This window comes from Microbacterium sp. SLBN-111, assembly GCF_049739645.1.
Taxonomy (GTDB): domain Bacteria; phylum Actinomycetota; class Actinomycetes; order Actinomycetales; family Microbacteriaceae; genus Microbacterium.
Map to the genome: position 1 here is coordinate 443,504 of NZ_JBMGQH010000001.1, position 20,089 is coordinate 463,592.

General features: G+C 72.1%; 20 protein-coding genes. 1 reads left to right on the forward strand and 19 read right to left on the reverse strand.

The features are described 5' to 3' along the window. Positions 1-20: 20 nt before the first annotated feature. The 8 genes from purN to RKD05_RS02075 form a co-directional block, all read right to left on the reverse strand. Positions 21-620, reverse strand: a complete 600-nt coding sequence (purN, locus tag RKD05_RS02040; protein WP_424707716.1) for a phosphoribosylglycinamide formyltransferase — start codon at positions 618-620, stop codon at positions 21-23. A gap of 5 nt (positions 621-625) precedes the next feature. Further along, on the reverse strand, positions 626-2,098 hold the full coding sequence (locus RKD05_RS02045) for a DUF6350 family protein (RefSeq protein ID WP_424707718.1): 1,473 nt from the start codon (positions 2,096-2,098) through the stop codon (positions 626-628). A 69-nt stretch (positions 2,099-2,167) separates the two neighbouring features. Continuing rightward, positions 2,168-2,851 carry a sirohydrochlorin chelatase gene (locus RKD05_RS02050; RefSeq protein WP_424707719.1) on the reverse strand — a complete coding sequence of 228 codons (684 nt, stop codon included), beginning with the start codon at positions 2,849-2,851 and terminating at the stop codon, positions 2,168-2,170. Continuing rightward, complete coding sequence (locus tag RKD05_RS02055) at positions 2,848-3,987, reverse strand: uroporphyrinogen-III synthase (protein ID WP_424707721.1); 1,140 nt, start codon at positions 3,985-3,987, stop codon at positions 2,848-2,850. Before RKD05_RS02055 ends, RKD05_RS02050 begins: the two co-directional genes overlap by 4 nt. After that, a complete protein-coding gene (gene cobA / locus RKD05_RS02060) occupies positions 3,984-5,216 on the reverse strand; it encodes a uroporphyrinogen-III C-methyltransferase (protein ID WP_424707722.1) in 1,233 nt (410 codons plus the stop codon). Before cobA ends, RKD05_RS02055 begins: the two co-directional genes overlap by 4 nt. Next, entirely contained in the window at positions 5,213-5,611 is a 399-nt protein-coding gene (nirD, locus tag RKD05_RS02065; protein WP_424707723.1) for a nitrite reductase small subunit NirD, read from the reverse strand. The genes cobA and nirD overlap by 4 nt, the downstream gene beginning before the upstream one ends. Beyond that, entirely contained in the window at positions 5,608-8,265 is a 2,658-nt protein-coding gene (gene nirB / locus RKD05_RS02070) for a nitrite reductase large subunit NirB (protein WP_424707725.1), read from the reverse strand. The genes nirD and nirB overlap by 4 nt, the downstream gene beginning before the upstream one ends. Positions 8,266-8,365: 100 nt before the next feature. Continuing rightward, complete coding sequence (locus RKD05_RS02075; protein ID WP_424707727.1) at positions 8,366-8,803, reverse strand: nitroreductase family deazaflavin-dependent oxidoreductase; 438 nt, start codon at positions 8,801-8,803, stop codon at positions 8,366-8,368. 65 nt (positions 8,804-8,868) lie between these two features. On the opposite strand from RKD05_RS02075, the gene RKD05_RS02080 reads away from it, so the two are divergent. Further along, positions 8,869-10,320, forward strand: coding sequence for an NCS2 family permease (locus RKD05_RS02080; RefSeq protein ID WP_424707729.1), 1,452 nt, complete (start codon positions 8,869-8,871; stop codon positions 10,318-10,320). Between the two features lie 393 nt (positions 10,321-10,713). Here RKD05_RS02080 and sucD read toward each other — a convergent pair whose 3' ends face one another. From sucD to RKD05_RS02135, 11 genes are all read right to left on the reverse strand, one after another. After that, positions 10,714-11,616, reverse strand: coding sequence for a succinate--CoA ligase subunit alpha (sucD, locus tag RKD05_RS02085; protein ID WP_022880382.1), 903 nt, complete (start codon positions 11,614-11,616; stop codon positions 10,714-10,716). Positions 11,617-11,628: 12 nt separating this feature from the next. Then, entirely contained in the window at positions 11,629-12,792 is a 1,164-nt protein-coding gene (gene sucC / locus RKD05_RS02090) for an ADP-forming succinate--CoA ligase subunit beta (protein WP_063256432.1), read from the reverse strand. 83 nt (positions 12,793-12,875) lie between these two features. Further along, positions 12,876-13,886 (reverse strand): endonuclease/exonuclease/phosphatase family protein, encoded by a 1,011-nt coding sequence (locus tag RKD05_RS02095; protein ID WP_424707730.1) that lies wholly within the window; start codon positions 13,884-13,886, stop codon positions 12,876-12,878. After that, complete coding sequence (locus tag RKD05_RS02100) at positions 13,883-14,248, reverse strand: response regulator (protein WP_424707731.1); 366 nt, start codon at positions 14,246-14,248, stop codon at positions 13,883-13,885. The genes RKD05_RS02095 and RKD05_RS02100 overlap by 4 nt, the downstream gene beginning before the upstream one ends. Beyond that, entirely contained in the window at positions 14,245-14,610 is a 366-nt protein-coding gene (locus RKD05_RS02105; RefSeq protein WP_424707732.1) for an STAS domain-containing protein, read from the reverse strand. Before RKD05_RS02105 ends, RKD05_RS02100 begins: the two co-directional genes overlap by 4 nt. Then, the gene (locus tag RKD05_RS02110; protein ID WP_424707734.1) at positions 14,597-15,028 is read right to left on the reverse strand and encodes an ATP-binding protein; all 432 of its coding nucleotides are present in this window, start codon (positions 15,026-15,028) and stop codon (positions 14,597-14,599) included. Before RKD05_RS02110 ends, RKD05_RS02105 begins: the two co-directional genes overlap by 14 nt. Then, the gene (locus RKD05_RS02115) at positions 15,025-16,392 is read right to left on the reverse strand and encodes a PP2C family protein-serine/threonine phosphatase (protein WP_424707735.1); all 1,368 of its coding nucleotides are present in this window, start codon (positions 16,390-16,392) and stop codon (positions 15,025-15,027) included. Before RKD05_RS02115 ends, RKD05_RS02110 begins: the two co-directional genes overlap by 4 nt. Continuing rightward, positions 16,389-16,712, reverse strand: a complete 324-nt coding sequence (locus RKD05_RS02120; RefSeq protein ID WP_424707737.1) for an STAS domain-containing protein — start codon at positions 16,710-16,712, stop codon at positions 16,389-16,391. The genes RKD05_RS02115 and RKD05_RS02120 overlap by 4 nt, the downstream gene beginning before the upstream one ends. Beyond that, a complete protein-coding gene (locus RKD05_RS02125) occupies positions 16,709-17,542 on the reverse strand; it encodes a dolichyl-phosphate beta-glucosyltransferase (protein WP_424707739.1) in 834 nt (277 codons plus the stop codon). The genes RKD05_RS02120 and RKD05_RS02125 overlap by 4 nt, the downstream gene beginning before the upstream one ends. Beyond that, a complete protein-coding gene (locus RKD05_RS02130; RefSeq protein ID WP_424707741.1) occupies positions 17,539-18,825 on the reverse strand; it encodes an oligosaccharide flippase family protein in 1,287 nt (428 codons plus the stop codon). The genes RKD05_RS02125 and RKD05_RS02130 overlap by 4 nt, the downstream gene beginning before the upstream one ends. Next, entirely contained in the window at positions 18,822-20,000 is a 1,179-nt protein-coding gene (locus RKD05_RS02135) for a glycosyltransferase (RefSeq protein WP_424707743.1), read from the reverse strand. Before RKD05_RS02135 ends, RKD05_RS02130 begins: the two co-directional genes overlap by 4 nt. Positions 20,001-20,089 lie beyond the last annotated feature (89 nt).

Here is a 20,089-nt window from a genome sequence, read left to right on the forward strand (position 1 = left end):
GGGCGACCGCCCGCGGGGGTTCAGGGGTGGCGGGATGCCGTGGCATCCAGGTCGAGGTCTCCTTCGGCGATGCGGCGCACGACGTCGATGAGCAGACGTCGCTCGACGGGCTTGATGCGCTCGTGCAGCGCTTCTTCGTCGTCGCCGGGGAGGACGGGGATGCGCTCCTGCGCGAGGATCGGCCCGGTGTCGACGCCGGAGTCGACGACGATGACGCTCGCGCCGGTCTGCTCGACACCGGCGCGCAGGGCGTCGCGGACCCCGTGCGCGCCCGGGAACTCGGGCAGGTACGCGGGGTGCGTGTTGATGATGCGCGGCTCCCACTCGGCGACGAGGTCAGCGGGCAGCAAGCGCATGAGGCCGCTGAGGACGACGAGGTCGGGCTGCCACACGCGCAGCTGCGCGCCGAGTTCCGCGCCCCACTCGGCGCGCGTCTCGAACGCATCGAACGGCACGAGGAAGGTCGGGATGCCGAAGTGCTCGGCGTGGGCGAAGCCGTCGGCTTCGCGATCGGCACCGACCGCGATCACGCGCGCCGGGAAGTCGGGGGCGGCAGCCGCCTCGAGCAGGGCGCGGAGGTTGGAGCCGGTGCCGGAGATGAGGACGGCGACCGTGAGCACGGGGGTCAGTCTACGGGGCGCGCGCCGCGGCCACCGGCCGGGTCGGAGTCGTCCGCTCCGTCGATGCGCGCCCAGGCGTCGCGGATCCGCGCTTGGACGTCGGCGTCGGTGTCCAGGCCGACCGGCGCAGGATCGGCGCGCGGGGGTTCGACGACAGGCGCCGGCGCGAACAACACCTCGGCCGGGCGGTCGCGGAACGCCGGAACCGTCTCCCGCTCGCGAGGTGCGTCCGCGGGCGTCGCGCGAGGCGCCACCGGGGGACGTCCGGGCACCCGCGGGGAGAGCAGCAGGATCGCGAGGCCCACGAGCACCTCGAGTCCGAGCGCGAGGGCGAGGGGGCCGGGCTGCGGCCCGGTCTCGGTGAGCCGGCCGGGGCCGATCGCACCGCTCGCGAACACCGCGATCAACGCCCCGACGCCGCCGGTGAGCGCGGCGACCGCGACGGCCACGGTGAGGCGCGGCGCCACCGGCTCGTGTCCGGCGGGTTCTGGCATCCACGAACGGAGGATCCACCCGGTCAGCGCACCGACGGCGACGGGCAGCAGCGCGAGCAGCAGCAGCCACGACGAGGACGTGTCGGGGATGATGCCCAGGATCGGGATGCCGGGAACCGCACCAACCTGCGTGGCGGCGGGTGTGACCGCGGTGTCGGTGCCGAGCGCGAAACCGGGGCCCGCCGCGAATGCCACGGCCCAGAGCACGAGCGTCGGGAGGTAGACGAGCTGCCCGAGGGCGAGGACCGTGGCGCCGACCGCGTCGACGTTGCTGGCTTGGAAGAGCGTGATGATCTGGGTCCCGCGCGCGAGGAGGCCCGCGACCACGACGAGACCGCCCACAGCGAGGAGGCCGAGGGTCGTGAGCGCGACGCCGCGCAGCACGAGGGACGGGACGGGCGCCCAGGCCGACGGCATCCGGTCCCGCGCGGCGCGGAGGCGGTCGACGGGACCCTCATCGTCGCCGACGCGCCAGGCGCCCACGAAAGCGCCGATGAGCGACGGGACCGCGAAGATCAGCGCAGGGAAGAGGATCGCCTGCCACGTCTCGAACGACACCAGCGGAGCCTCCGACGTGAAGGCGACGAGGGCCGCGATCGCGGCGAAGACGAGCGAACCGGACAGCCATCCGGTGAGCGCGGCGCCGGCCTCGGCGGCGCGGATGCCGGAGCGGGCGGCGAACAGTCCGGTGAATCCGGCGAATGCGAGCGGCGCGAGCGACAGCGTGAACGTTGCGAGCGACGGGTCGACGCCCGTGGCCGCGAGGTAGGCGTCCGGCAGCGTCACGGTGATCGGGACGAGGTGACCGAGGTGCCACACCGCCGCGGCGGACGGCCAGAGCGCGGACCAATCGGCGTTCCCGAGCGCGACCACCCACATGAGGGTGAGCGGGGCGAGCACGACGGCGATGCCGACCGCGGCGGCCAGGAGCGCGTCGAGGGCGGCGAGGAGGGCGGCGAGGAGGGCGACGAGGAGACGATGCATGAGCGACTGCGACCCTACCCGCGCTTCCCTGTCCGCCCGCTCAGGCGCGGCGGCATCCCCCATCCCGCCTCACGCGCGAACAGCGCGCGCGGCGCGCCAGCGCTCCCAGACCACCTCGGCCAGCCGCGGATCGGCGCCGATCGGGGCCGAGGTCGCATCGGCATCCGCTCGCTCGATCACGCGCGAGAAGTGCCCGGGGGCCAGGACGTAGCTGGCCGCGACCGTGCGGCGCCCCTCGGCGCGCGCGGCCGCGACCGCGGCGTCGATGCGGGGTTCCGACGCCGCGGCGTACGCGGCGATCACGGGCGCCGTGATCCCGGCATCCGCCAGCAGCTCGGCCATGCGCTCGACGTCGACGACCGCGCCGGGACGCGTCGACCCGGCGGCCGCGAGCACGACGGTGTCGTCGGGAGCGGCGCCGGCCTCGCGCACGCGGTCCGCCAGGATCTGGGCGAGGACCGGGTGCGGGCCGAGCGCGGGCGCGATCGGGAGTCCCCCGGCGGCCTCCACCAGGTCGACCTCGGTGTGGTACCCCGTCGAGAGCAGCAGCGGGACGATCACGATGTCGTCCGTGCGCTCGCGCGCGGCCGCGACGACATCGGTGACGTACGGCTCGTGCACGTCGACGTACGCCTCGTGCACCTCGACCCCGTCGGGAGCGGTGGCCCGCAGCACGTCGAGCAGTTCGCGGATGACGACGCGCCCCTCCTCGAAACGCGTGCCGTGGGCGCAGGCGACGAGCACCGCGGTCATGAGTCCTCCTCGTCAACGACGTCGAGCCGATAGCCCCGTTTGTAGACGGTGCGGATGAGATCGAGACCCCCGAGCGCCTCGCGCGTCCGCGCCACCGCGACCTCGACCGCGTGCCCGCTCGCCTCGGCGGTCGGCAGCGCCGCGACGAGGTCGGCGCGCGACACGACCGCGCCGGGTTCTCGCGCGAGCGCGCGCAGGATCTCCACACCGGTGCGCGGCAGCGGCAGGAACGTGCCGTCGAGCACGATCCCGGACGAACGGATGCCGAGCACCCCCGCGGTCGTCCGGATGACCGGTGCGTGAGTCCCGCCGTAGTGCGTGACCACCGCGCGCACGAGCGCGCCGAGGCGGCCGCGGTCCGGCACGAGCGGCGTGATCCCGGCCTCGACGAGCGGTCCCGCGGTGATGGGCCCCACCGCCGCGATGAGCACGTGTCCGGCGCGGGCGCGCGCGGCGACGTCGTCGAGGGCGTCCGCGCGCCGCGCCGCGAGGAGCCACTCGCGCGCGGCCGGGGCCGACGTGAACAGCACGGCGTCGATCTCGCCGCGCGCGACGAGCTGCGCCGACGCCGCGACGAGGGCCGGGTCCGGGGGCGGCCCCCAGCGGTAGATGGTGAGGCTCGTCACGCGCGCACCGGCTTGGGCGAACGCCTCGTCGAGACCGTCCGCGCCGGAGCCGTGATGCTGCACGGCGACGTGCAGACCCTCGATGCCCTCGGCGAGCAGGAAGTCGCGCAGCTCGGCGGCCGTCTCCGACTCGGCGACCCAGTCGGCCTCGAACCCCGCCTGTTGGATCGCGCCGCGTGCCTTGGGGCCGCGCGCGACGATGCGCGAGCGCTCGATCACGGCGGCGAGCGCGTCGTGGAGGCCCGCTTCGTCGGCCGTCTCCATCCAGCCGCGGAACCCGACGCCGGTCGTGGCGACCACGACGTCCGGCGGATCGTCGACCAGATGCCGGGTCTGCGCGATGAGCTCGTCGTCGTCGACGTGCGGGACGATCGTGAGCGCCGGCGCGACCCGCACGCGGGCGCCGTGGCGTTCGAGGGCCGCCGACAGCTCCCCCGACCGGCGGTCCACGGGGAGCAGGACGGTGCAGCCCTGCAGCACCGTCGAGATCGTCCGCTGCGGAACGGTCACCCGGTTCCCTCGCCGTGCACGGCCGGGACGGGGAGCAGCAGGTCGGGGCGGGCGACCTCGCCGAACACGAGCACCGCAGGGTTCGCGAGGCGGTGGGTCTCGGCATCCGCCACCGCCGTCCCGAGGGTCGTGCGGATCGTGCGCTGCGCGGGCGTGTGGCCGTTCTCGACGAACGCGACAGGGCGGTCGGCCGGAGCCCCGGCGACGAGCGCGGCGGCGGCGAACCGTGGCAGGGCGCTCACGCCCATGAGCGCCACGACGGTGGCAGCGTCGTCGCGGAGGGCCGCGAGGGTCGCGGCGCTCGGCGTCTCCTGGGCGTTCACGATGTGAAGGGTACCCGCGACCCCGCGATGGGTCACGGGAACGCCCGCGGCTTGCGGAACGGCGATCGCACTGCTGATGCCCGGCACGACCTCGACCGGGATGCCGGCTGCCCGGCACGCGAGCACCTCTTCGCCGCCGCGCCCGTAGACGAACGGATCGCCGCCCTTGAGCCGCACGACGCGGAGGCCGCGCGCGGCGCGCTCGACGAGGAGGGCGTTGATCTCGTCCTGCGGGACGGGGTGGTGCTGGGGGCGTTTGCCGACGTCGATGATCTCGACGTCGTCGCCGAGTTCGGCGAGGACGCCGGTGGGTCCGAGCCGGTCGTGCACGACGACGTCGGCCTCGGCGAGCAGCGCCCGGGCGCGGACGGTGAGCAGGTCGACGGGGCCGGGGCCGCCGCCGACGAGCGCCACACTCCCCACGAGCGGGCGACGTCGGCGGCGGAGCGGGAGGGCGCCTTCGGCGAGGCGCTGGGCGATCGCGTCGCGCACGGCGACGCTGCGACGGGGATCGGCGCCGGCGGTCGAGACGACACCGACCATGACATCGCCGCTGGTGGTCTCGGCGGCGAGGCGTGCGGTGCCCTTGCCGCCGTGTCCGGCGTTGACGCACCACACGCGGCGCTGCTCGGCCGCGGCGACCACGCGTGCGTCGACGGCCGCGTCGCCGGTGGCCGTGTGGCAGAACCAGGCGTCGTCGAGGTCGTCGTCGGAGAAGGACCGTGGATGCCAGTCGAGTTCACCGGCCGCGGCGAGCTCGGCGATCCCGGCGGTCGCGACAGGGGCGATGACGCGCACGCGCGCACCGGCCGCGCGGAGTCGGTCGATGCGGCGTTCCGCGACGGCACCGGCCCCGACGCACACGACGAGCCGGTCGGTGAGATCGAGTCCTGCGAGAGCGATCATCGGGGGTCTCCTTCGGTCGTGATCTTCACGAACACCTCGCCGTCGCGGACGGCGACGGGGTACACGCGGAGGTCGTGCGGGTCCTTGCCCTGGGTGTCGAGGCAGGCTCCCGTGCGCAGGTCGAACACCTGCTTGTACATCGGGGAGGCGACGGTCGGAACACCGCCGCGGTCTCCGACGATGCCGCGCGAGAGCACGGCGGCACCGCTGAACGGGTCGATCTGGTCGGTCGCGTAGACGCGCCCGTCGAACGTGCGGAACAGCGCGATCTGCCGGTCGCCGAGGAGGGCCGCGGCCCCGCGCTCGACGGAGAGGTCGTCGAGGAGGCAGATCCGCGTCCAGGTCGGGGCGGTCACCGTCGTGGCATCCGGGGTCTCGGCATCCAGGATCGTCATGAGCGCACCGCCAGGGTCGTGCCGCCGATGAGGACGGCGCCCGAGGAGCGCTCCTCCGCCGTGGCGGGGCGCACCTGCCCGCGCTCGGCGACGTACGCGAGGGACGGGTCGGGCGTCGCGGGCGCGTTGACGAAGCTGTGGAAGCGCTTGAGCTTCTCGGGGTCGGCGAGGGTCGCGGCCCACTCGTCCTCGTACGCGTCGATGTGCGAGGCCATCGCGGCGTCGAGGTCGTCCGCGATGCCGAGGGTGTCGTCGAACACCACGCCCTTGAGTGCCTCCAGGCCGCCCTCGTACTCCTCGACCCAGGGCGCCGTGCGCTGCAGCCGGTCGGCCGTGCGGATGTAGAACATCAGGAAGCGGTCGATGGCGCGGAGCAGTCCGTCGTCGTCCAGTCCCTCGGCGAACAGCACCGCGTGCCGCGGGGTGAAGCCGCCGTTGCCGCCGACGTAGAGGTTCCAGCCGGCCTCGGTCGCGATCACGCCGATGTCCTTGCCGCGGGCCTCGGCGCACTCGCGCGCACAGCCCGAGACGCCGAACTTGAGCTTGTGCGGCGAGCGCAGGCCCCGGTACCGCAGCTCGAGCTGCACGGCCATGCCGACCGAGTCCTGCACGCCGTAGCGGCACCACGTCGAGCCGACGCACGACTTCACCGTGCGGAGCGACTTGCCGTACGCGTGCCCCGACTCGAAGCCCGCGTCGACCAGACGGCGCCAGATGTCGGGAAGCTGGTCGAGGCGCGCGCCGAACAGGTCGATGCGCTGGCCGCCGGTGATCTTCGTGTACAGCCCGAAGTCGCGGGCGACCTCGCCGATGACGACGAGTCCCTCGGGCGTGATCTCGCCGCCCGGGATGCGCGGCACGACGCTGTAGCTGCCGTCGCGCTGGATGTTCGCCATGACGTGGTCGTTGGTGTCCTGCATCGTCGCGAGCTCGCCCTGCAGCACGTGCTCCGAGTAGAGGCTCGCGAGGATGCTCGCGAGCGCCGGCTTGCAGATGTCGCAGCCGCGGCCGGTGCCGAACCGCTCCACGATCGACGTAAAGGTGCGCAGGCCCGAGACGCGCACGGCGTCGAACAGCTGCGCGCGGGTGAACGAGAAGTGCTCGCACAGCCCGTTCGACACTTCCTTGCCGGATGCCGCGAGCTCGGTCGCGACGAGCTTCTTCACGAGCGTGAAGCACGAACCGCACGCCGCGCCCGCCTTCGTGCAGGCCTTGACCTCGGTGGCATCCGCGCATTGGTGTTCGGTGACGGCCCCGCGGATCGCGCCGGCCGTGACGCCGTTGCACGAGCAGACGATCGCGTCGGCGGGCAGGTCGCCCTGCGGGGCGGGCGCGAGACCTTCGGGCAGGAGGTAGGCGGCCGGGTCGCCGCCGAGCGCGCGACCGACGAGCGGACGCAGCGTCGTGTACGCCGAGGCGTCGCCGACCAGGATGCCACCGAGCAGCGTCCGCGCGTCGTCGCTCAGCACGAGCTTCTTGTAGACGCCCGACACGGGGTCGGCGTACGTGACGTCGAGGGCGTTCGGCGTCTCGGCGAAGGCGTCGCCGAAGCTCGCGACGTCGACGCCGGAGAGCTTGAGCTTCGCGGACGTGTCGAACCCGGGGAAGGCGCCGTCGCCGCCGAGGAGCCGGGTCGCGGCGACCTCGGCCATCGCGTACCCGGGGGCGACGAGACCGATGCACTGCCCCTCGAAGCTCGCGACCTCGCCGATCGCGAGGATCGCCGGGTCGGACGTGTCGCAGCCCGCGTCGATCACGACGCCGCCGCGCGGGTCGACGCGCAGCCCCGCCGTGCGCGCGAGCTCGTCGCGCGGACGCACCCCGACCGTGAACACGACGATGTCGACGGCCTCCCACGTGCCGTCACGCAGCTCGAGTCCGCACACGGCCCCGGAGACGTCGGCATCCACGCGGGTCGTGACCGAAGACGTACGGACCTGGATGCCGCGCGCCTCGATGAGCCGCTCCAGCGCTTTCGCGCCGCCGAGGTCGAGCTGCGCCGACATGAGCCGCTCGTTCGACTGCAGCACGAACGGCGCGACGCCCTCGGACTGCAACGCTCCCGCGGCCTCGAGACCGAGCAGGCCGCCGCCCACGACCGCGCCGCGGAGGGGGCGCCCGAGCTGCGCGGAGCGCGCGGCGATCCACTCCCGCATCGCCGCGACGTCGCCGAGCGTGCGGTATACGAAGCAGCCGCGGTGGTCGAAGCCGTCGAGCGCGAGCCGGGCCGCGAACGACCCCGTCGCGAGCACCAGCCGGTCGTACGGGTAGACGGTGCCGTCGGCGGTGGTGACGGTGCGGGCGTCGCGATCGATGCGCGTGACCCGGGCGTCGGTGCGCACCGTCACGCGGTCGTGGGCGAGGACCGCGGGGTCGAGCGCGAGGTCCTCCGCAGTCTTGCCGCCGAAGAATCCGGTGAGGCCGACGCGGTCGTACGGCCCCCACGGCTCGTCACCCAGGACGGTCACCGACCAGCGGCCGTCGGTGTCGCGGCTGGTGAGGCTCTCGACGAAGCGGTGGGCGACCATGCCCGCGCCGATCACCACGACGGAACCGGATGACGCGGGGTGGAGCACGTCGTCACCGTACGCGTCGGACTTTGCGACGCGGTCAGCGCCGCGTTTCGGGTCGATTGCGGGATGCGAGCGGGCCATGCCCCGACGCTAAGCAGCCGAGGTTTCCCCCGGCGTCCCGCCCGCGTTACCCCCGGGGAACGTTTCTCTCACGGCATCCGTCCCGCCGTGTGAGATTCGTCTACTCGACCGGCTCCAGGACGAAGATCTCGATGCGGCGCTCGGTCTTCTTCTGGTACTCGGCGTAGTCGGGCCAGACCGCGACGGCGCGGGCCCACCACTCGTCGCGCTCGGTGCCCTCGGCCTGGTGCGCGTCGTACTCGCGCTTGACGTCGCCGTCCTGCAGCTCGACCCGCGGGTTCTTCACGATGTTGTAGAACCACGCGGGGTGCTCGGGAGCGCCACCCTTGGATGCCACGACGAGATACCGACCGTCGTGCTCGACGCGCATGAGGGCCGTCTTACGCAGACCACCGGTTTTGGCCCCGACCGTGGTGAGGACGATGATGGGAACGCCCCGCAGATCCGCGCCCTCCTGACCCCCGGTGGCCTCGAAGGTCTCGGCCTGCGAACGGGCCCATTCGCTGGTGCTGGGCAGATACTGTCCTGAGAGCGGCATGTCCCCCACGATATGCCCGTTCCCCCGCCTCCGGCCCCGTCCCCTCCCCCCATTTCTGGAGCCCCATGAGCACCTCCGCTCCCGAGACCACCGCTGCCCCCGCCCCGAAGAACGCGCTCGACCGCTTCTTCGAGATCACCGCCCGCGGATCCTCCGTCGGCGCCGAGGTGCGCGGTGGCGTCGTCACGTTCGTGACGATGGCCTACATCGTCATCCTGAACCCGATCATCCTGTCGGGCACGCCCGACGTCGCCGGCAACGCCCTCGGCTTCCCCCAGGTCGCGGCGGTCACCGCGCTCACCGCCGGTGTCATGACGATGCTGTTCGGCCTCGTCACCCGCCTGCCGTTCGCGTTCGCCGCGGGTCTGGGCATCAACTCGTTCCTCGCCGTCGGCATCGTCGGCGGCGTCACGTGGCCCGAGGCCATGGGCCTCGTCGTCATCAACGGCCTCATCATCGTGCTGCTCGCCGTCACGGGTCTGCGCCGCATGATCTTCGAGGCCGTGCCCCTCGCGCTGAAGACCGCGATCACGGTCGGCATCGGCCTGTTCATCGCGTTCATCGGCTTCGTCGACAGCGGCCTGGTGACCTCGACGGGTCTGTCGTCGCCGCCGGTCGGCCTCGGCGTGCAGGGCTCGATCGCCACGATCCCCACCGCGCTGTTCGTGCTGACGCTCCTCATCACCGCCGTCCTCATGGTGCGGAAGGTCAAGGCGGCGCTGCTCATCGGCCTCCTCAGCGGCACGGTGATCGCGGTGATCGTCGAGGCGATCGCGAAGCTCGGGGCGCGTTCGACCGACAACCCCGGCGGGTGGAGCCTCAGCGTCCCGACCCTCCCGACGCAGTGGGTCGGCCTCCCCGACCTCTCGCTCGTCGGCCAAGTCGACCTCTTCGGCTCGTTCGGGCGCATCGGCGTGCTCGCCGCGCTCATGCTCGTGTTCACGCTGGTCTTCACGAACTTCTTCGACGCCATGGGCACGATGACGGGCCTCTCCCGCGAGGCCGGGCTCGCCGCCCCCGACGGCACGTTCCCGCGTCTGCGCTCGGCCCTGATCATCGAGGGCATCGGCGCGGTCGCCGGTGGCGCGACCTCCGCGTCGTCGAACACGGTGTTCATCGAGTCGGGCTCCGGCATCGGCGAGGGCGCCCGCACGGGCCTCGCGAACGTCGTCACCGGAGGGCTGTTCCTCCTCGCGATGTTCTTCACGCCGCTGACGAGCATCGTGCCCAGCGAGATCGCCGCCGCCGCGCTGGTGATCGTCGGTGCCCTGATGATGGGGCAGATCCGGCACCTCGACCTCGGCGACCTGTCCGTGCTCATCCCCGTGTTCCTCACGGTGACGGTCATGCCGCTCACCTACTCGATCGCCAACGGCATCGGCGCGGGCTTCGTCAGCTGGGTCGTCATCCAGGCGCTGTCCGGCCGCGCCCGCCGCGTGAGCCCGCTGCTGTGGATCGTCGCCGCCGGCTTCGTCGTCTTCTTCGCCCGCGGCCCCGTGGAGTCGCTGCTCGGCTGACTCTGTGCTCAGAAGGGGCCTGGATGCCGCGGCATCCAGGCCCCTTCTTCTGGGTGCCGAGCGCTCACGATCCGGTCGAGCGCTCACACACCGGTCGCCCCGATCGTGAGCGTTCGACCCGATCGTGGGCGTTCGCGATCCCGCCGTTTCGCCCCGCCGCCCGCGCAACCCCGGCGAGCGTCCAGGACACGCCGCATGCGCACGACCCGAGACGGCGTGTCCTGGACACTCGACGCCGGAACACGGCGCGCGCCGCCGAACCCCCAGATTCAGTGTCCAAGACACGCGGACGTCCCGCGGCTCAGTCCGAGTGTCTTGGACACTGAACCGACGCACCACCGACCAACGCAAAGGGCCCGGATGCCATGGCATCCGGGCCCGAAAGCGAAAGCGTCAGAGCGCTTCGATGATCTCGCGCATCAGGGCGGCGGTCTCGGACGGCGTCTTGCCGACCTTCACGCCGGCGGCCTCGAGGGCCTCCTTCTTCGCCTGGGCGGTACCGGCGGAGCCGGAGACGATGGCACCGGCGTGGCCCATGGTCTTGCCCTCGGGGGCGGTGAAGCCCGCGACGTAGCCGACGACCGGCTTCGTGACGTTGGCCTGGATGAACGCGGCCGCGCGCTCTTCCGCGTCGCCGCCGATCTCACCGATCATGACGATCGCCTTGGTCTCGGGGTCGGCCTCGAACGCGGCGAGCGCATCGATGTGCGTGGTGCCGATGATCGGGTCGCCGCCGATGCCGATGGCGGTCGAGAAGCCGAGGTCGCGCAGCTCGAACATCATCTGGTACGTCAGGGTGCCGGACTTCGACACGAGGCCGATCGGGCCCTTGCCGGTGATGTTCGCGGGCGTGATGCCGACGAGCGCCTCACCGGGCGTGATGATGCCGGGGCAGTTCGGGCCGATGATGCGGGTCTTCTCGCCCTTCGACTTCGCGTACGCCCACGCCTCGGCGGTGTCGCCGACGGGCACGCCCTCGGTGATCACGACGAGCAGCGGGATCTCGGCGTCGATGGCCTCGACCATCGCGTCCTTCGTGAAGGCCGGGGGCACGAACGCGATCGACACGTCGGCGCCGGTCTCGCGGATGGCCTCTTCGACCGAGGCGAAGACGGGGAGCTCGACGTCGTTGCCGGCGGCGTCCTTGTGGGTGACGGTCGTGCCGGCCTTGCGGGCGTTGACGCCACCGACGACCTGCGTCCCGGCCTTGAGCATGAGGGCGGTGTGCTTGGTGCCCTCGCCGCCGGTGATGCCCTGGACGATGACCTTGGAGTCCTTGTTGAGGTAGATCGACATCTGTTCTGTCCCTTACGCGTTGGCCAGTTCGGCGGCCTTGTCGGCGCCCTCGTCCATACCGGCGGCGAGGGTCACGAGCGGGTGGTTGGCGGCGGCGAGGATCGCGCGACCCTCTTCGACCTGGTTGCCGTCGAGACGGACCACGAGCGGCTTGGTGGCGGCGTCGCCGAGGATCTCGAGCGCCTTCACGATGCCCTCCGCGACGGCGACGCACGAGGTGATGCCGCCGAAGACGTTGACGAACACGCTCTTGACCTGCTCGTCGCCGAGGATGACGTCGAGGCCGGCGGCCATGACCGTGGCCGAGGCGCCGCCGCCGATGTCGAGGAAGTTGGCGGGCTTCACACCGCCGTGGTTCTCACCGGCGTACGCGACGACGTCGAGGGTCGACATGACCAGACCCGCGCCGTTGCCGATGATGCCGACCTGGCCGTCGAGCTTGACGTAGTTGAGGTCGTGCTGCTTGGCCTTGGCCTCGAGGGGGTCGGCGGCATCCTTGTCTTCGAGTTCTTCGTGCTCGGGGTGACGGAAGCCGGCGTTCTCGTCGAGCGAGACCTTGCCGTCGAGGGCGATGATGTCGCCGTCCTCGGACTGGATGAGGGGGTTCACCTCGACGAGCGTGGCGTCCTCGCCCTTGTAGACGTTGTAGAGCTTGACGAACACGTCGGCGACCTTGGGGGCCAGCTCGTCGTCGAACTTCGCGGCCTTGGCGATCTCGAGCGCCTTCTCGGGCGAGATGCCCTCGAGCGGGTCGACCTCGACGCGGGCGAGCGCCTCGGGACGCTCGACGGCGAGCTCTTCGATCTCCATGCCGCCCTCGACGCTGGACAGCGACAGGTAGGAGCGGTTGGCGCGGTCGAGCAGCACCGAGAAGTAGAACTCCTTGGCGATGCGGGCACCCGCGGCGACCATGACGCGCTTGACGACGTGGCCCTTGATGTCGAGGCCGAGGATGGCCTGCGCCGCCTCGAAGGCCTCGTCGGGGTTCTTCGCGACCTTCACGCCGCCGGCTTTGCCGCGGCCTCCGGTCTTGACCTGAGCCTTGACGACGACGACACCGCCGAGCTTCTCTGCGGCCGCCTTCGCCTCCTCAGGGGTGTCGGCGATGATGCCGGCGAGCACCGGCACCTCGTACTTTTCGAACAGGTCTCGGGCCTGGTACTCGTAGAGATCCACGGATGATCCTTCGCTGGGCGATCGGTGGTGGGAGGAGGCGCAGATCTCTCGATATCAAGAGATCTTGCCCAGCGACAACCCTACTAGACGGCGCTGAACGGCCCGGACGGTTGCCCCTTCGAACGGAGGGGATTCCGGATGCCGAGCTCGGCGACGAGCCGGGCGTGATCGCTGCCGATGCTGGTCGCGGTGGAGAGCGCTCCCACCTCGACGTCGTCGCTCACCACGACGTGGTCGAGCCGCAGCAGGGGCGGGAGGAGACGGTGCCCGATCGGCCACGTCGCCCCTGATCCGCGACCGACCGCGTCGAAGGCATCCCGCAGGCGTCCCCGCAGCATTCGGCGGAAGGGGCGGTGGTCGCCGGTGGCGTTGAAGTCCCCGGCCATCACGATCGCGCCGCCGGCGCACAGAGCGAGCGCGGCGAGCCCGTCCATCTGCCGCTGCCACCGTCGTGCCTGCCCGAGGGTGAGCGGCGCCACGGTGTGCACGTTGACCGCGAGGAGCGGACCGTGCGGGGTCGCGAGGTCTGTGCGGAGCATCGGCGATCCCGCGACGTCGAGCACCTCGTGCGCCACCACCGGGAACCGGGAGAACGTCGCCGCACCGTGATAACCGGGACGCTCCGCGACCCGATGATGGCGGTACGCCGACCACAGGCGCGACGTCCGCAGCACCGCGAGCACTTCGGGCGTGACCTCCTGCACCATCACGATGTCGGCATCCTCCGCGACGAGGTCGTCGGCGAGGCGGGCGACGTCGGGGTTGGTGCACAGGACGTTCGCCGTGACGAGCCGCACCCGCAGCGAGTCCTCCCGGATCGGCCGCGGCGACCGCGACCCGCGGCTGCGCACCCGCGAGACCAGGTGCACGACGGCGAAGACGGCCGCAAGCGCCGCGAGCCCACGGCGCCGAGTCGCCAGCGCGAGCGCGACCACCGGGTACGCCGCCACGAGCACACGACGCTCAACGGCCCGCGCCCCGATCGCGACGGGGAGCAGCCGCAGCGGCCAGACCCGCGCGCTCGTCACCGCCGCGCACGCGGCGATCACCGCCCAGCCGATCCGCGCGGGCGCCGGGCGGGCACGACGGCTCACGCGGGCCCTTCGGCGAAGATGCGGCCGAGGACCTCCCGCAGCGCTTCGGAGCTGACGGGCTTGGTCAGCCGCGCCGACAGCCGCTGCGAGGCCTCGACCGGGACGGCGGAGTACTCGATGATCCCCGTGAGCAGGACGAACCTCGTGGATGCCGACTCCCCCAGGACGTCGAGCAGTTCGGTCCCCGTCCCCGAGGGGAGCTGAAAGTCCGAGATGACGAGCGCGTATGCGCGTTCGCGGAGGAGGGCTGCGGCTTCGGGGACGTCGGTCGCGGCATCCGTCGTCCAGCCCTGCGCCCGGAGCATGTGCGTGAGGACGAGGCGCGTGACGGGGTCGTCGTCCACGACGAGGGCGTCGCTCACCGATCCTCCTCCTCGGCGGAGTCGCGCATGACGAAGATCTGGTCGAACTGCGTCAAGCGGAACACGCGCATCGCGTCGTCGGATCGCGGCCGGATGAGCGTCACCGATCCGCCCGTCAGTCCGCGATCCCGGCGCGCCCGGGCGAGCACGGCCAGCCCGGCGCTGTCGACGAACTCGACGTCGGTCAGGTCGATCGTGAGGCGGGAGGCCGCCGACACCTGCGGCCCGTCGAACACCTGCCGCGCGCGCGGAGCCTCCACGGCATCCAGTCGACCGGCGAGCGCCACCAGCGCGTATACGGCATCCACGTAGACCACATCGATCCTCAGGGCGCTGCGGCCCGTCGAGTCAGCGCTGTGCATCGTCGCCCCCGATCTCCATGCGCAATTCCAGTTCGTTCTTCTCGCCCACCCGCCGGTACGCCACGGCGGTCGTGAGCGAGCGGATGATGGTCAGCCCGTAGCCGCGCTCGCGCTCCGGATCGGCGGGAAGCGCGGCGACCCCCGACGGGTCGAACGGCGCACCCCGGTCGACGAGCCGGACGACGAGCTCGCCCGGCGTCACCTCAAGCGCGAGGTCGATCGTCGACCCGGCGGGCAAGGCGCCGTGCTCGATGACGTTCATGCACGCCTCGTGGACGGCGAGCTCGGCGCGCGCGGCGAGCGCGGACGCCGTGGCGGTGTCGAGGTGCGCGAGGGAGGCCGCGAGCCAGTCGCCGATGCGCCGGGTCGCGAGGGCCGTGGGCTCGAGCTTCAGACGCGAGCGGACGATCTCGGTCATGCCGACGTCCTCTCCCGGCGCACGACCATGAGCGTCGCGTCGTCGGACGGCGCCGCGCCCCGGGCGAAGTCCTGCACGGCGTCGAACACGGTGGAAACGAAGTCCGCCGAGTCACGGCGGTCCGCCGACGCGCACAGGTCGGCGAAGAGCTCGTAGCCGAACTGCTCGCCGTCCGGGTCGGTCTGCTCGACCAGTCCGTCGGACCCGATGACGAGCACGTCGTCCGGACCGAGCACGGTGGACCAGACCCGCGGCACGCGCCCACGGACGATACCGAGCGGAGGGACGGAGGCCTTCACCGTCTCGGCATCAGCACCGATCCGGAGGACGGGGGAATGCCCGGCGTTCACGAGTGACACCTCCCCCGTGTCCTCCTGCAGCACGCCGACCGCCAGGGTGATGAAGACGCCCACGTCGTCGAGATGGTCGAAGAGTTCGTCCTCGATGCGCTGGAACACGTCGACGACGGAGTCGTCGGGGCGCGTGAGGAAGGCGATGCGGCACGCGGCGACGGCGCGGGTCATGAGCATCGCGGCGGGGAGGCCCTTGCCGGCGACGTCTCCCACCGCGAACCACAGCGAACCGGTCGAGCGCCCGAAGACGTAGAAGTCCCCACCCGTGAGCGCCGCCGGCACCGTGCGGGCGGCGACATCGACCCCGGTCGACGGCGGAGGCTCGGTCGAGATGACGGACTGGGCCAGGATGGATGCCAACTGGTGCTCGCGCTCCACGGCGGCGCTCTCGAACTCGTGCCGGTGCAGTTCGCGGAACGCGAGCATGATGCCGATCGCCGACACGATCGCCTCGATGAGCGGCACGTCGCTCGTCGAGAACGGGCGGTCGCTCGACCGGAAGAAGGCGATGTGCTGGTCGTCCTCCCCCTCGGGGTCGAGCACGGCGACGACCGCGGTGTCGGCCGCGACGGCACGGACGGCGTCGTCCGCGGCGGACCGGAGGACGTCCTCGACCAGGCGGACGTGGGCGTCCAGGTCGGCGTGGTCGCCGCGGACCAGCGCGACCTCGCCCCGCTCGAACAGGACGACCTGCCGGGAGTCCGTGATCGAGAGCGCGCGGTCGAGCAGCAGCGCGAGCGTGTCGTCGCTCGCCGCGCCGCGGAGGTTGATGCGGGCGAGGGCTTCGACGGCGAGCTGCCGGTCCTGGCTCGCGATGAGCGCCTCGGTCAGGGCGAGCTGCGTCGCCTGCAGTTCGGCGACGGCGTCGCGGACGACCCGCTCCGCGAGGGCGACGCGATCGCGCTCCTCCCCGTCCGCACGTGCGGCGGCGGAGGCGAGCACGTCCAGCGCGCTCGCGAGCGAGTCGGGCACGCCGACACCCGCGCGGGCGCCCGTCTCGTCGGTCCTCATGACGGATCGTCGCCGGAGGAGCGGATCGTGAACAGCTCGGCGAGGTCGGTGATCTCCAGGATGACGCGGACGGCGTCGGCGGGGTCGACGAGCACGACCTCTCCACCGAACGCGCGTGCCTGCTTCTGGAGCCGCACGAGTTCGGCGAGCGCCGTGGAGTCGAGGAACGCCACCTGCGACAGGTCCATCAGCACGACGGGGTGTTCGGCGGTGACGAGCGGGTGCACCGCGGCGCGGAACACGGGCGCCTCGTGAGCGTCGAAGCGCCCCGCCAGGTGCACGGTGCGGCGTGTGGGTTCGATCTCGGTCCTGACGATCATCGCGGGGTCCTTCCGACGTCCGAAGGGGTGAGCGACGTCGGGTGGCGTCGCTCCGCGCGGTACGCCCCGCGCAGGTCCAGATACCTGATGCGGACGAGGTCCCGGAGGAACTGCAGCGTCACCCTCATGGCATCCACCGTCGATCCGGGGGCGTCGTACCAGTCGACCGGCTCTTCGGTCACACGGTAGCCGAGCTTGTGCGCGAGGTAGAGGACCTCGAGGTCGAACGAGAAACCGTCGACGACCTGGGTCGAGAAGAGGCGCTCAGCCGCGGGCGCCGTGAACAGCTTGAATCCGCACTGGGTGTCGGCGACGTCGATGCCGAACACCCGCGAAACCAGGACGTGCAGTCCGCCGCTCAGCACCCGGCGCGCGAAGCTCTTGTTGCTCACCGCCGCCCCCGCGACGGCGCGGGAGCCGACGACGACGTCGAATCCGTCGGCGACGCGCGCGGCCAGGCGGTCGAACTGCTCGATCGGCGTGGACTGGTCGGCGTCGGCGAACAGCACGAGACGTCCGCGCGCGGCCAGCATGCCCCGGCGGACGGCGTCCCCCTTCCCCGCATTGCGCGGGGCCGTCAGCAGGCGCAGGTTCGCGAAGCGGAGGTCGCGTACGAGGCTGGCCGTGGCATCCGTCGATCCGTCGTCCGAGACGATGAGCTCCCACGGCTCGCCCCGCGCGCTCATGTGCGTCGCGATCGCGCCGATCGTGGGGAGGATCCGCCACTCCTCGTTGTAGGCGGGGATCACGACGCTCACCGCGGGGTCCTCGGTCAACGGCTCCAGGACCCAGGTCTTGTAGGCCCGGTAGGCCGATGTCGGTTCGCTCACGCGCTTCCCCCTTCCGCGGCGATCCGCCGCCCGCTCGCGGCCGACACCAGCGCGTTCCCGGCCAGCACGATCAGCAGCACGCTCATCGCGACTCCCTGGGCGGCGATGAGGGATGCCATGTCCCCGTGCCACACGAGGAGGAGCACGACCTGCAGCACCGCCGCGCCGAGGAGGATCCACGAGGGCCGGGTCCGCGACCGCGACAGGTGGTAGCTGGCGACGAGGTTGCCGATCGCGAAGAGCGTCGTGGTCAGCGCGTAGGCCGCGATCGGCACCGACAGTTCCGCGTACGCCGGTCCCAGGACCACGCCGAGCACGGGGCCGCCCCAGAAGAAGCCGCCGACCGCGCAGACGAGACCGATGGCCGTGACGATGACGATGCCGTTCCGCAGCACGTTCGAGGCATCCTCGCCCGCGGCGTGGCGACGGACGGCGACGGGGAAGACCACCGTCGCGACCGACCAGGCGAGGAAGAACACGGCACGACCGACGAGGGCCACCGCGGCGTACACACCGGCGTCGGCCGGCGCGAAGACCGCCTTGGACACGAGGATGTCGCTGTTGTTCGCGATGATCTGCCCGACCAGCAGGATCGACACCATTCCCGCGTAGGCCCGCACCTCGCGCGGGTCGATGGCGCCGCTCACCGGGCCGTTGCTCGCACGGGCCACCGCGCTCACAACCGCGCACGTCACGACGAACGACACGCTCAGCGCGACCGTCGCGCCGATGACGCCGAACCCGGCCCACACCAGAGCGATCCCGAGCCCCACGCGCGTGACCATCTCGATGAGGAACGACAACGCCAGGGCGGGGAAAGCGAGCCGCGCCTGCAGCGTGCCGCGGCCGACGGCCTGCACGAGCCAGAACGGCACGCCGACGGCGAGCACGACGAACGGCCACGGCGACGCCGTGCGGAACAGCTCCGACCACAGCGGGGAGCCGGCGGCGAGCGCCACCCCCGCGACCACCCCCGACCACAGCGCCAGGCGCCGCAGCCGGCGCACGAGGGCGTCGGAGTCGCCGGGGAATCCGGACGCGTCCGCGCGCGCCACGAAGCGGGCGGCGACCATCTGGAGGCACAGGGCGACGGAGGTCAGGGTGAACAGCAGCGTCACCATGAGGTTGGCATCGGAGAACTCCGCCGGAGTCAGGACCCGGCCGAGGAAGAGGTTGAGGGCGTAGTTGCCGGTGTTGGCCACGAGCATCGCGCCCGCGAGCATCGACCCGCCGGCGACCAGTCGGCCGGCCCCCGCGGCCGGCGCGCGCCGTTCCTCGGTCACGTCCGCCTCCGCGTCCGCAACCGGTCGATGTGGGCGATGTGCCACTGGACGACCTCCGACATCGGCACGCCGCTCGCGGCGGCGAAGTTGCGTCGGCCGAGCTCCTCCCGGCGTTCCGGGTCGTCGAGGACCAGGGCGAGCGCGTCGGCGAGGCTTCCCGCGTCGCCGGGCTCGAAGTACACGCCCTGAAAGCCCTCCTCCTCGATCACGTCGACGAGGTCGCCGATGCGCGGCAGGACGGCGGCGCGCCCGTACTCCCCCGCCTGGTGCAGCACGCCGGAGCTTCCCGTCGTGGACGTGTAGGGGAAGGCGACGACGGATGCCGAGAGGAAGAGGGGCGCGACCTCCTCCTCGGCGATGTAGCCCGGCATCTCGATGTGCGGGACGTCGGCGTACCGCTCCGCGGCCTCGGCCATGTAGCCCGGCGAGTTCGGGCTGTCGGTGCCGGCGAGCACGAGCCGCAGGTCGTCGTATCCGCGGGCGAGCAGGATGCGGTAGGCCTCGACGAGCAGGTCGACCGTCTTGTACGTCCCCCACTTGCCGAACGCCATGATGGTCCGGCGCCCCGGCGGAACGCCGAACGAGGGCTTCGCGATCTCCTCGAAGCTGCCGTGCGGGGCGAGCAGCGCGTTCGTCGCGCCGTAGCTGTCGCGGAGGAACTCGACGTACCGCGGGATCGTGAGTGCGACGATGTCCGCGCGCAGGAGCGCACGGGTGAGAATCCGCCCCGCGAGGGTCATGAGCCGCGCGGTGAAGGCGGACCCGGCGAAGCCCGCGTCCTGCATGTCGACGTTGTCGGCCAGGTTGTGGAGGATCACCAGCGTCGGCACGCCCCGGGCGCGCAGCAGCGCGGGGAGGAGCAGCCCGAGCGCGCCGGGCACCCGCTTGTCGCCGAACGTCGCGAACTGCAGGTTGAGGATCACGGCGTCCGGTCGGGTGCGGGCGACGGCTCGGGCGACGCGCGGAACCGTGCGCACGTCGTTGAACGTCCAGCTCGGTTCGAACGCCACGCGGTCGAGGGGCGCGGGCTCTCCGGCATCCGTTTCGTCCCTATAGACGACGACGTCGCTGACCTCTTCGAGTCGGCTGAGGTGGCGGACCAGGTGATAGCCGTATTCGTTGAGGCTGTTCCGGCCGGGCGGGAACGCCGTGACGACGCCGATGCGCAGGCGCAAAGCCCTATCGAGCGACCCTGCTCCCTGTCTCGGCACCATGGCTTCCCCCCACCGCGTGAGGATGACAGTACTCGTATGGCGGGCACCAT

Excerpts from the sequence above, each read along its gene's own strand:
- RKD05_RS02045 (WP_424707718.1), bottom strand. The coding sequence starts at position 2,098 with ATGCATCGTCTCCTCGTCGCCCTCCTCGCCGCCCTCCTCGCCGCCCTC.
- RKD05_RS02050 (WP_424707719.1), bottom strand. The coding sequence starts at position 2,851 with ATGACCGCGGTGCTCGTCGCCTGCGCCCACGGCACGCGTTTCGAGGAG.
- cobA (WP_424707722.1), bottom strand. The coding sequence starts at position 5,216 with ATGATCGCTCTCGCAGGACTCGATCTCACCGACCGGCTCGTCGTGTGC.
- nirD (WP_424707723.1), bottom strand. The coding sequence starts at position 5,611 with ATGACGATCCTGGATGCCGAGACCCCGGATGCCACGACGGTGACCGCC.
- nirB (WP_424707725.1), bottom strand. The coding sequence starts at position 8,265 with ATGGCCCGCTCGCATCCCGCAATCGACCCGAAACGCGGCGCTGACCGC.
- RKD05_RS02075 (WP_424707727.1), bottom strand. The coding sequence starts at position 8,803 with ATGCCGCTCTCAGGACAGTATCTGCCCAGCACCAGCGAATGGGCCCGT.
- RKD05_RS02080 (WP_424707729.1), top strand. The coding sequence starts at position 8,869 with ATGAGCACCTCCGCTCCCGAGACCACCGCTGCCCCCGCCCCGAAGAAC.
- sucD (WP_022880382.1), bottom strand. The coding sequence starts at position 11,616 with ATGTCGATCTACCTCAACAAGGACTCCAAGGTCATCGTCCAGGGCATC.
- RKD05_RS02105 (WP_424707732.1), bottom strand. The coding sequence starts at position 14,610 with ATGCACAGCGCTGACTCGACGGGCCGCAGCGCCCTGAGGATCGATGTG.
- RKD05_RS02110 (WP_424707734.1), bottom strand. The coding sequence starts at position 15,028 with ATGACCGAGATCGTCCGCTCGCGTCTGAAGCTCGAGCCCACGGCCCTC.
- RKD05_RS02115 (WP_424707735.1), bottom strand. The coding sequence starts at position 16,392 with ATGAGGACCGACGAGACGGGCGCCCGCGCGGGTGTCGGCGTGCCCGAC.
- RKD05_RS02120 (WP_424707737.1), bottom strand. The coding sequence starts at position 16,712 with ATGATCGTCAGGACCGAGATCGAACCCACACGCCGCACCGTGCACCTG.